Origin of the sequence: Paenibacillus sp. ACRRY (assembly GCF_022346995.1) — a bacterium.
Taxonomy (GTDB): domain Bacteria; phylum Bacillota; class Bacilli; order Paenibacillales; family Paenibacillaceae; genus Paenibacillus.
In genome coordinates this window covers 1,464,009-1,475,204 of sequence record NZ_JAKRNM010000001.1, presented here as the reverse complement: position 1 = coordinate 1,475,204, position 11,196 = coordinate 1,464,009, and the positions used below count along the sequence as shown (strand labels likewise).

Here is an 11,196-nt window from a genome sequence, read left to right as displayed (position 1 = left end):
AGGAATTTCGTTTATTCCTTGCTCGAAGTTAGGATTTTTTGCGTTTGGATGGTGGTAGGGTGTGGCCTTGGCATGGATTAGACATGCGGACGTATTATCGATCATCAGGAGGTTCATTCATAATGAAGTACTATTTGTCCGTTCTCGCTGGAGCGATGAGCTATGGCATCTTATCAACTATAGTTGTGCTGGCATACGGTGAAGGATATCAACTCGGAGAGGTTGTCGGTTCACAGCTGGTCACAGGGTTCATCCTGTCCTGGTTGCTGGCACTATTCACGAAATTTAAAACAAAACGCAGATCACAAAATAGCAAAACATCATCAGCAGCGACCAGTGTGTTTACACGACTGACATGGAAGCAGCGTCTGCTGTTAATGGCTGCCGGAACGCCAACAGTTATAACAGGTTTGGTATACTATCAGTCATTACGTTACATTCCCGCATCCCTCGCGATTATTCTGCTATTTCAATTCACCTGGATTAGCGTGTTGATTCAGGCGGTAAGTAAACGCCAACGTCCAGACAAAGTAACCTTCCTAACTCTGATTATCCTGTTTGGAGGTACACTCCTTGCTGCAGGTTTCCTGGAGCAGGGACTGAGCGAGTTTAACGGTCTGGGAATTGCACTCGGACTGATGGCAGCTGTGAGTTATTCACTGTTTGTACTGTTTAGCGGCAAAGCCGTGCCGTCCGCACATCCTGCGTTTCGCAGCGCGTGGATGGTTACCGGCGGATTAATTCTGCTCTGCATTCTGTTCCCACCGACGTTCCTGTTTAACGGACTGATCTGGAGCCAGCTGCTTGTGTTCGGATTACTGCTCGGTTTCTTCGGTGCTTTCATTCCGCCAGTCCTGTTCGCTATTGGGGTTCCTCATATTGGGGGCGATATGGCAGGCATTCTGGGAGCAGTAGAACTTCCGGTTGCAGTGTTGTTATCTTCCGTCGTACTTCATGAGCATGTCAGCGGACTGCAGTGGTTTGGCGTCATTATCGTTCTGATCGGCGTTGCGCTGCCAGAGCTATATAAGATGCGGCTGAAACGGAGTCGAAGTGCTCCGCAGTATTCCTCTTAACGAATCTATCAAGCTGGGAATGCGAAAGAGTTATCATGGATATAAATATAAACATAGAGAAGCCTGAGCAATCAGGCTTTTTTTGATAAAACGAAGTTTTAAGTTGGATATCCAACCCTCACTTGCTAAGGTTGATCTGACATGGCCCATAGGAGCCATTTCTATCTGCAGCGGCTTAAGGTATGATATAGGCTGTACTTTTAATTCAGGAAAAGAGGCATGCTGATATGAATAGCTCGATCAAGAAAATGTGGCCGTGGCTTACGCTGGGCCTTGCTGTTATTGTATTACTGGGGTCATTTCTCTTTTATTTCATGGGCAAGGACATGTCTCCCGGTTCAGGAAGTTCGGTTACAGCACAAGCGGAGACGACTGAGGAATTGGAAGGATATGAAGTCATTGATGTGAATGTGAGTAATGACGGATTTGAGCCTGGGGTGATTGAGGTTAAAGCGGGAGTTCCCACTAAAATTAATTTTATTCTTACCCGGTCAGTCACCCATGTGAAATCGGTTGGTTCACAAGATCTGGGAATGGATTTGTACATGCAAAAAGGAGACAACTACTATACGGTTGATGAAAATTTGCAGCCTGGAGAATATGAAATTCACTGCGGCATGTACATGATATACGGAACAATTAAGGTCGTTTAAACGAGAGGAGCAGAGTCAGTGACAAGCTGGCTTTGCTCCTCTTTTGCATGCGTGCTATCATGTACTTGTGAGACATTCCATCTGGAGGTGGCCTAATATGAAAGCGCTATTTATTGGAGGAACGGGTACAATCAGTACAGCAATTACGCATCAGCTCGCCAGTCAGGGTTGTGAGCTTTACTTGATCAATCGCGGCAATCGTAATGATGATCTGCCCGCTGAAGTCAATGTGCTGCAGGCCGACATCAATGATGAAGAACGGGTGGCAGAACTCATTGCGGATCTTGAATTTGATGTCGTTGCAGACTTTATAGCTTTTGTACCGTCACAGCTCGAGAGAGATTATCGTTTATTCAAAGACAAAACCAAACAATTCATATTCATTAGCTCGGCATCAGCCTATCAGACACCGCTTGCCGACTATCGCATTACGGAAGGCACACCATTATCCAACCCCTACTGGGAGTATTCACGCAATAAGATCGCCTGCGAAGATTATCTGATGAAGCAGTACCGGGAACATGGTTTTCCGGTGACGATTGTACGTCCAAGCCATACGTATGGTGACCTGTCTGTGCCCCTGGGCGTGCATGGAGCCAAAGGAAGCTGGCAGGTTCTCAAGCGGATTCGCGAAGGTAAACCCGTAATCATTCACGGTGATGGCACATCCCTATGGACGATTACGCATAATAGTGATTTTGCCAAAGGTTTTATCGGTCTTATGGGGAATATCCATGCCATTGGTGAGTCTGTACATATTACCTCAGACGAGTCTGTGACGTGGAACCAAATCTATGAGATTATCGCAGGAGTACTTGGTGTCAAGCTGAATGCGGTTCATGTACCTTCGGAATTTTTGGCTGCATGCAGCGATCAGGACCTTCGCGGCGGTTTGCTTGGAGATAAGGCCAACACGGTGGTGTTCGACAATAGTAAACTCAAGAGGCTTGTACCTGAATTTGTAGCAACAACGAGAGCCGATCAGGGAATTCGGAAAACGATACATTATATGCTGGATCATCCAGAGCTGCAAACCGAAGATCCTGAATTTGACGTTTGGTGTGACAAGGTGGTTGGAGCTCTGGACGAAGCGTTGAAGAAGATTAGAGAATAGAAGTGAGGGGACAGTCATGACCCAGACGGGGCATCGAATCGTCAAGGAAATAACCAAAACGTTGACATTGGACTATTTGCTGCACATTCCCGATACGGAAGACCGACCAGCAGATAAGAAGTGGCCTGTTATTCTGTTTCTTCATGGATCAGGCGAACGCGGCAGTGATTTGAATAAGGTGAAAGCGAACGGACTTCCGCACATTGTAGATCAGGACAAGAGCTTTCCGTTTATCGTCATATCACCCCAATGTCCAGAGGATGAATTCTGGGCAATGGAAAAGGAAGCTCTGTACGCCATTGTTGAACATGTGCTGGAGAACCATCCTGCAGATCCGAAGAGAGTGTATCTTACCGGATTAAGCATGGGAGGTTACGGGGCGTGGCATCTGCCAATCGATTATCCCGATGTTTTTGCTGCCGTTGCCCCTGTGTGCGGGGGAATAGATCCATCCAAGGCGGAAGCCTTGCGTGATGTGCCGATCTGGGCATTTCACGGTGCCAAGGATGATGTTGTTCCTCTCTCGGAATCACAGGGAATTGTGGATGCCCTTGAAGCGATAAAGGCAAACGTGAAGCTGACAGTCTATCCGGAAGGTAATCATAATGCTTGGGATGAGACATACAGTAATCCGGACTTGTACAAGTGGTTTCTGAGTCACTCCTTGTAGACAGTTATTTATCAGCCGTGCCTGGAGAACCATCCATCAAGTGCATTAACCCCCTCAATAATGCTATAATAGGTTGCTAATATGATAAAAAGGGTAATGAACTATGGTGATGAATGATGAATAACAAGTTTATCCGAATCTACGAAGATATCGCAGCTCATATTCGGACTGGAGAGATCGAGGCGGGTTCGCTTTTGCCATCGGAGCTTGATTTGTCCGAAAGCTATCAGACGTCCAGAGAGACGATACGCAAAGCGCTGAAAATGCTGTATGAAGAAGGTTATATTCAGAAAATTCAAGGCAAGGGATCCATTGTACTGGATATTCGAAAAATTGATTTCCCCATTTCGGGACTGGTCAGCTTCAAGGAACTGGCCAAGAAAATGGGACATCGGGCAAGAACCCATGTTGAGGATCTTGAGGAACAGAAAGTAGATCAAGCCTTATTTAAAACCATTCATTTTGGAATGGGCGAACAGGTATGGAAAATCGTGCGCGTAAGAAATGTGGATGGAGAACGTGTCATTCTGGACAAGGACTATATCAGTCAGCGTCTTGTTCCGGGATTGAACAAAGAGATATGTAATGACTCCATTTATGAGTACATTGAGGACGAGCTTGGATTGTCCATTTCTTTTGCCAAGAAAGAGATCTTGGTGGAAGAGCCTACCGAAGAAGATCGAAGACTGATGGATCTGGAAGGTTTCCACAATGTTGTCGTTGTACGCAGCCAGGTCTATCTGGAGGATGCGAGTCCTTTTCAGTTCACGGAATCCCGGCACCGTCCGGACAAATTCAGGTTTGTTGATTTTGCAAGGCGTAAATAATTGCAATGGAAAAAAAGAAATGCCTGTCCACTTCTTCATCATTGGACGGGTATTTCTTTTTTCCATAAAGAGTAAGAATGAGTTGACTGGTAAGCGTTTTCAATTTATTATAATTTTATAACTTAAACGATAAAGTAAATTATAAATAAAACACTTGAATTTATTCCTTGTTATAACTTTATTAATTAGTTGATCAATTCGATTTTAGTTAACTTATTGCCTTGTGCAGGGTTAATTGAAATATAAAAAACTCAGGAGGTTATATGCCATGGCCAAGTTGCAAAAGGGTACAATCTTAACAATCATTGCAGCACTGATGTTTGTCATTCTGGGGAGCGCGGCTCCCAAAGCCGCAGCAGCTTCAGGTTTTTACGTGAACGGAGGCAAATTGTACGATTCTACGGGTAAACCATTTTACATGAGGGGGATCAATCATGGGCACTCCTGGTTCAAAAATGATTTGAACACAGCTATCCCTGCGATCGCAAAAAAAGGCGCCAATACGGTACGAATTGTTTTATCGAACGGTACACAATACACCAAAGATGATCTGAATTCCGTAAAAAACATCATTAATGTCGTACATGCGAACAAGATGATCGCTGTCCTTGAAGTACACGATGCCACTGGCAAAGATGACTACAATTCGTTGGATGCAGCGGTCAACTATTGGATTAGTATCAAGGAAGCACTGATCGGGAAGGAAGATCGGGTTATTGTAAATATTGCAAACGAGTGGTATGGAACATGGAACGGAAGCGCCTGGGCTGACGGGTACAAAAAGGCTATTCCGAAATTAAGAGATGCAGGCATTAAAAATACCTTGATTGTAGATGCAGCAGGCTGGGGTCAGTATCCTCAATCGATCGTCGATTACGGCCAAAGCGTATTCGCCGCGGATTCACAGAAAAATACGGTGTTTTCCATTCACATGTATGAATATGCAGGCAAGGATGCGGTCACCGTCAAATCCAATATGGAAAATGTGCTGAACAAGGGGCTGGCGTTAATCATTGGGGAATTCGGAGGATATCATACCAATGGAGATGTCGATGAATATGCAATCATGAAATATGGTCAGGAAAAAGGGGTAGGATGGCTTGCATGGTCCTGGTACGGTAATAGCTCTGGACTAAACTATCTTGATTTGGCAACAGGACCTAACGGTAGCTTGACGAGCTATGGTAATACGGTGGTCAATGATACTTACGGAATTAAAAACACTTCCCAAAAAGCGGGAATTTTCTGAATCTATACCTATTTCAATCAATATTGTTCAGGTAAGGATTGTTGAATTTTAATAGGCATTTTGAAATTTTATTGGTTTTTCACTGCATTCTTGACACTCTGACGGAAACGTCAGGGTGTCTTTTGATTAAACGTATTAAGAGGGAGCTTGATCTTTTGATTTTTTCCGTTTATATTTAAAATCTTTTGTTTTCAAAACAAAACAAAGATGATAAACTCTGATTAGGAATAAAACAAACATTATCGGAGGGAAATGAATGGTACAGAGTTTATGGAATTCTTCACAGGCTTCTGAGCAAACAACGGGACTTGAGCAGTTAGTTTATCGATCCAATCTGATTGGCGCAGACCGCAGTGTATGCAACATCTATGGAGGAAACACGTCTACCAAAACAACAGTGAAGGATTTTCGTGGGCGCGATGTAGAAGTTATGTACGTGAAAGGTAGTGGCTCAGACCTGGGCTCGATGCAAGCGAAGCATTTTACAGGCCTGGCTCTGGAAGACATTCGTCCCCTGATTGAACGTGAATCGATGACGGATGAAGAGATGGTTGAATATTTGGGTCATTGCATGATAGATTCCAAACATCCGCGTGCTTCGATCGAAACCTTGCTGCATGCATTTCTTCCATATAACCACGTGGACCACACACATCCGGATGCAATTATCAGTCTGTGCTGTGCAGATAACGGGAAAGAGTTGGCGAGAGAGATTTATGGAGATCGGTTTGTATGGGTCCCATATGTTCGCCCAGGTTTTACATTATCCAAGATGATTGCTGAAAGCGTATTCGCGAATCCGAATGCGGAACTGGTTCTAATGGAGAAGCACGGACTCGTCACTTGGGGAGAGACGTCCGAGGAATGTTACGCACAGACCATCAAGATTATCAATGAGGCGGAAGCGTTCATTGAAGCTCGTGTGGATGAAGGAAGTTTGTTTGGTGGCGTTAAACATCCGGCGCTTGCTGCTGAAGTGCGGCGTGAGATAGTAGCCAAAATCATGCCAACGCTCCGCGGTGCAGTATCGGATAGCAAAAAAATGATTCTGTCCTATGACGATCAGGACGATGTACTTGCTTTTGTCGGTGGAGCCAATTCACCAGAGCTGTCACAGGTGGGGGCGGCATGCCCGGATCATCTGGTACATACCAAAGTCGTTCCGTTATTTATCGATTGGACGCCGGATGCCGAGGATATTGATGGTCTGAAAGCCAAGCTGACCGAAGGCGTAGCTCAATACAAAGAGCAGTACAAACAGTATTTTGAAAGCAACAAAAACGACGGCGATGTCATGTTTGAAGCAGCCCCTCGCGTTATTCTCATCCCGGGTGTGGGCATGATCAACACAGGCAAGAGCTGGGCGCTATCCCAAGTAAGTGGAGCACTGTATCACCGTGCGATTGCCGTAATGCGGGGCGCGACGAGCCTGGGTAAATTCGTATCCCTTAGTGCAAATGAGTCTTACAATGTAGAATACTGGCCGCTTGAATTGTATAAATTGTCCCTTGCACCGGCCGAGACGGAATTCTCCCGGAAAGTAGCGTTTATTACAGGTGGCGCCGGTGGGATCGGCAGTGAGACTGCACGCAGGCTGGTATCCGAGGGAGCTCACGTCGTTCTGGCTGACCTGAACCTGGAAGGGGCTCAAAAAGTAGCCCAGGAAATCAATGACCAATATGGTGCGAATCGCGCATATGCGCTAAAAATGGATGTAACGGATGAGGCAGCTGTGCAATCGGCATACGCTGAAGTAGCTGTACAATATGGTGGAGTGGACATTATCGTTAACAATGCGGGTCTTGCCACATCGAGTCCATTTGACGAAACATCCCTGAAGGAATGGAACCTCAACATGAATGTGCTGGGTACCGGATACTTCCTCGTTGCCCGTGAAGCGTTCAAGCTGATGAAACAGCAGGGAATTGGCGGCAGTATGGTCTTCATCGGGTCCAAAAACTCGGTCTATGCTGGTAAAAGTGCATCGGCATACAGCTCGGCGAAAGCCCTTGAAGCTCACCTTGCACGTTGTATTGCAGCTGAAGGCGGCGAATATGGCATTCGTGTCAACACGATACTTCCTGACGCGATTCTGCAAGGGTCTGCGATCTGGAATGGTTCCTGGAGAAACGAACGTGCGGCAGCGTATGGTATTGAGCCCGATCAACTGGAGGAGTACTACCGTAAGCGTACGACATTGCTCGTAAATATTTATCCGAAAGATATTGCGGAAGGAATTGCCTTTTTTGCTTCTTCCAAATCCGAGAAAACAACCGGATGCATGATGACCATTGATGGCGGTGTACCGGCAGCATTTACACGTTAAGAGGAGGGTTTCTGCGAATGGATAACCAAGTCAAGCAAGCGTATGAAGCAGCCAAATTGTTATATGCCCAGCATGGAATTGATACGGATGAGGTATTGGAGAAGCTTGCAGAGATTAAGGTATCTGTGCATTGCTGGCAAGGTGATGATGTGAAAGGCTTTTTAAACCAGGATGGAGAGTTGACGGGAGGCATTTCCGTTACAGGTCAATATCCGGGTGCAGCCACCACTCCTGCTGAACTTCGGGCGGATCTGGAACAGGCCTTTTCGCTGATACCAGGCAAGCATAAGGTCAATTTGCATGCGATCTATACCGATACGGACGAAAAAGTGGAGCTGGATCAGATTGAACCCAAGCATTATGAAAAATGGGTGCAATGGGCGAAGGAGCAGGGACTGGGGCTTGATTTCAACCCGACGTGTTTTTCACACGAGAAATCAAGCGACGGGTTTACACTGAGTCATCCTGATCCGGAGATCCGCAAGTTCTGGATTGATCACTGCAAGGCGTCTCGGCGCATCGGCGCTTATTTCGGTGAACAATTGGGCCAGACGTGTGTAACGAACGTTTGGGTTCCTGATGGCTTCAAGGATAATCCGGTTGATCGCATGACACCGCGCAGACGCCTTAAGGATTCGTTGGATGAAGTATTTGCAGAGAAGCTTGATCCGAAGCATAATCTGGACGCGGTTGAGAGTAAACTGTTCGGCCTTGGTTCGGAAGCTTACGTGGTTGGGTCACACGAGTTTTATATGGGATATGGATTGCAAAATGAGACCTTGATCTGCTTGGATGCAGGCCATTTCCATCCCACAGAGGTCATCTCCAACAAGCTGTCCTCCCTTGCACTCTTTACAAGTGGCATTCTGCTGCATGTGAGCCGTCCAATGCGTTGGGATAGTGACCATGTCGTCATTATGGACGATGAATTGTTGGAAATTGCACGTGAACTTATTCGTCACGACCTGTTGCCAACGACGCATGTGGGTCTTGATTTCTTTGATGCCAGTATCAATCGGGTAGCTGCCTGGGTTGTCGGAACGCGTAACACGATCAAAGCTCTGCTGCGTGCCATGCTGGAACCGGTGGATGCACTAAAAGCCGCTGAACTGCAAGGTGATTATACGGTTCGGCTTGCACTGACCGAAGAATTCAAATCCTATCCATTTGGTGCCATCTGGGATTATTATTGTGCCCAGCAGGGAGTGCCTGTTCGCGAGAAATGGATCTCCGAGATCAAAACCTATGAAGAAGATGTTTTGCTGCAGCGTGGTAAATCGCTCGTTTAACTTAATCTTGTAAAGCAATTTTGTATTACTTCATCCTAAACTGATAAAAGTCCGCAGTGGAGCTCGCATCCATTGTGGGCTTTTTGGCGTGGCGATCATTCGCAATGCATAAGTGAAGCGAGAAATAACATACTACAAATACATAAACAGGCTTGTAGAATAGCCCAGTTACTGCAGCAAAATGAAAAGGAGGATGCATTAAAATTGAATCTAGCCCACAATAAGTTGTATGTCGCCGCACTTGGCGGCGTAAACGAAATCGGTAAGAACATGTACATTATTCAGTACAACAAGGATATAATCGTCATCGATTGTGGTTCCAAATTTCCCGATGAGACCTTGCCGGGCATCGATCTGATTATTCCAGACGTCTCCTACTTGCTGGAGAATCTGGACCAGGTGAGAGCGCTTGTTGTTACTCATGGACACGAAGATCACATTGGAGGCATACCTTATTTTTTGAAACAAATGAATATCCCCGTGTATGCATCCAGGCTTACTCGAGGCTTGATTGAACTGAAACTGAAAGAGCATAACATGCTGCGAACCGCAGATCTTCATACAATTGATGCTCACTCCACTGTAAAGCTGGGGGATATCGACGTTTCCTTTTTTGCAACGAGCCACAGCATCCCGGACTGCCTGGGCGTCTTCTTCTGTACACCTGGTGGAAATGTGGTACATACCGGCGATTTCAAGTTCGACATGTCACCCGTTAATGGGCCTTATCCTGACCTTTATCGAATGGCGGAGATTGGTAAGCAAGGCGTTCATCTGCTGCTGTCGGAGAGTACGAATGCCGAACGGCCTGGATTTACACCTTCGGAGCGTGTTGTAGGGGATCGCATTCTGGATGCATTTATTCGAGCCAGGCAAAAAATATTCATTTCCACCTTTGCTTCCAATGTAAGCCGGGTCCAACAAATTGTGAATGCCACGTTTGAGACCGGCCGCAAACTGGCCTTGCTGGGCAGAAGTATGGTTAATGTTGTGTCGGTTGCAAGTGAACTAGGATACCTGGATGTTCCTGACGGCCTGCTGATTGAAGCGATTGATGCGGATCAGTTTCCTCCCGAACAAGTGGTCATTCTCTGCACAGGAAGCCAAGGTGAACCTATGGCTGCACTGTCACGGCTCGCGACAGGTAAACACCCTCATGTGAGAGTGGCAGCAGGAGACACCGTCATTATTGCGGCAGGAGCAATTCCGGGCAACGAACGCAATTTAGCCCACGTTATTGATAACCTGTATGTATTAGGAGCAAGAGTACTATATGGTTCGAGTGGGTCCGGGGGCATGCATGTGTCGGGGCATGGCAGTCAGGAAGAGTTGAAGCTCATGTTGACACTGATGAAGCCGGATTACCTGGTTCCTATCCACGGCGAATTCCGCATGCTGTACCAGCACAGATTGCTTGCTGAATCTGTTGGCATAGACCCTGATCACGTATTCATCGTAAATAATGGAGACATGATTCAGTACAAGGATGGCGTAGCATCACCGGGTCCCAAAATTGCCTCGGGCAACAGTCTGGTTGACGGCTTGATTATGGGGGACGTAGGTAATATTGTGCTGCGGGATCGCAGACAGCTATCATCAGACGGTATGCTGGTCATTGTGACAACACTTAGCAAAACGGAGAAGCAAATGGTCACATCTCCAGAGATCATTTCCAGAGGATTTGTGTTTGTGAAAGACTCGGAAGAATTTATGCAGGAGATTCACGCCTTGGTACTGTCCAGAATGGAAGAACTGACTGGAGCCGGAGTGAACCAGTGGAATGTCATCAAAAGAAAGCTTAAGGACGAGATCGGACATTACATCTACGCCCAGACGAAACGAAGACCAATGATCCTGCCTATTATCATTGAGGTATGAAAAATGGTTAGAATAAGAGAAAGCCTGAGGAATGCTCATTCATACTTGATGAATAGGCAGTTCCTTCAGGCTTTTTTTGAATTTGTTTGCTTTTACAAAATAAGATTCACTTCA

At 46.1% G+C, this 11,196-nt stretch carries 9 protein-coding genes; all 9 read left to right on the top strand.

What is annotated here, in order from left to right:
- Positions 1-122: 122 nt before the first annotated feature.
- The 9 genes from MH144_RS06225 to MH144_RS06185 all read left to right on the top strand — a co-directional run bounded on the left by MH144_RS06225 (position 123) and on the right by MH144_RS06185 (position 11,082).
- Positions 123-1,076: an EamA family transporter gene (locus tag MH144_RS06225; RefSeq protein ID WP_239298431.1), complete on the top strand. Its 954-nt coding sequence runs from the start codon at positions 123-125 to the stop codon at positions 1,074-1,076.
- Positions 1,077-1,303: 227 nt separating this feature from the next.
- Positions 1,304-1,729: a cupredoxin domain-containing protein gene (locus MH144_RS06220; protein ID WP_239298429.1), complete on the top strand. Its 426-nt coding sequence runs from the start codon at positions 1,304-1,306 to the stop codon at positions 1,727-1,729.
- 97 nt (positions 1,730-1,826) lie between these two features.
- The gene (locus MH144_RS06215; protein ID WP_154893394.1) at positions 1,827-2,843 is read left to right on the top strand and encodes an SDR family oxidoreductase; all 1,017 of its coding nucleotides are present in this window, start codon (positions 1,827-1,829) and stop codon (positions 2,841-2,843) included.
- A 16-nt stretch (positions 2,844-2,859) separates the two neighbouring features.
- Positions 2,860-3,513: a carboxylesterase family protein gene (locus MH144_RS06210; RefSeq protein ID WP_239298427.1), complete on the top strand. Its 654-nt coding sequence runs from the start codon at positions 2,860-2,862 to the stop codon at positions 3,511-3,513.
- Positions 3,514-3,629: 116 nt separating this feature from the next.
- Positions 3,630-4,340, top strand: coding sequence for a trehalose operon repressor (gene treR, locus MH144_RS06205; RefSeq protein WP_239299278.1), 711 nt, complete (start codon positions 3,630-3,632; stop codon positions 4,338-4,340).
- Positions 4,341-4,608: 268 nt separating this feature from the next.
- The gene (locus MH144_RS06200; RefSeq protein ID WP_239298425.1) at positions 4,609-5,589 is read left to right on the top strand and encodes a glycoside hydrolase family 5 protein; all 981 of its coding nucleotides are present in this window, start codon (positions 4,609-4,611) and stop codon (positions 5,587-5,589) included.
- A gap of 256 nt (positions 5,590-5,845) precedes the next feature.
- Positions 5,846-7,915 carry a bifunctional aldolase/short-chain dehydrogenase gene (locus MH144_RS06195; protein ID WP_095358361.1) on the top strand — a complete coding sequence of 690 codons (2,070 nt, stop codon included), beginning with the start codon at positions 5,846-5,848 and terminating at the stop codon, positions 7,913-7,915.
- 17 nt (positions 7,916-7,932) lie between these two features.
- Positions 7,933-9,204: an L-rhamnose isomerase gene (gene rhaA / locus MH144_RS06190; protein ID WP_239298423.1), complete on the top strand. Its 1,272-nt coding sequence runs from the start codon at positions 7,933-7,935 to the stop codon at positions 9,202-9,204.
- 204 nt (positions 9,205-9,408) lie between these two features.
- Positions 9,409-11,082: a ribonuclease J gene (locus MH144_RS06185; RefSeq protein WP_239298421.1), complete on the top strand. Its 1,674-nt coding sequence runs from the start codon at positions 9,409-9,411 to the stop codon at positions 11,080-11,082.
- Positions 11,083-11,196: the final 114 nt, after the last annotated feature.

What these genes read in the sequence shown, in the direction of transcription:
- MH144_RS06225 (WP_239298431.1), top strand. Translation starts at nt 123, where the DNA reads ATGAAGTACTATTTGTCCGTTCTCGCTGGAGCGATGAGCTATGGCATC.
- MH144_RS06220 (WP_239298429.1), top strand. Translation starts at nt 1,304, where the DNA reads ATGAATAGCTCGATCAAGAAAATGTGGCCGTGGCTTACGCTGGGCCTT.
- MH144_RS06215 (WP_154893394.1), top strand. Translation starts at nt 1,827, where the DNA reads ATGAAAGCGCTATTTATTGGAGGAACGGGTACAATCAGTACAGCAATT.
- MH144_RS06210 (WP_239298427.1), top strand. Translation starts at nt 2,860, where the DNA reads ATGACCCAGACGGGGCATCGAATCGTCAAGGAAATAACCAAAACGTTG.
- treR (WP_239299278.1), top strand. Translation starts at nt 3,630, where the DNA reads ATGAATAACAAGTTTATCCGAATCTACGAAGATATCGCAGCTCATATT.
- MH144_RS06200 (WP_239298425.1), top strand. Translation starts at nt 4,609, where the DNA reads ATGGCCAAGTTGCAAAAGGGTACAATCTTAACAATCATTGCAGCACTG.
- MH144_RS06195 (WP_095358361.1), top strand. Translation starts at nt 5,846, where the DNA reads ATGGTACAGAGTTTATGGAATTCTTCACAGGCTTCTGAGCAAACAACG.
- rhaA (WP_239298423.1), top strand. Translation starts at nt 7,933, where the DNA reads ATGGATAACCAAGTCAAGCAAGCGTATGAAGCAGCCAAATTGTTATAT.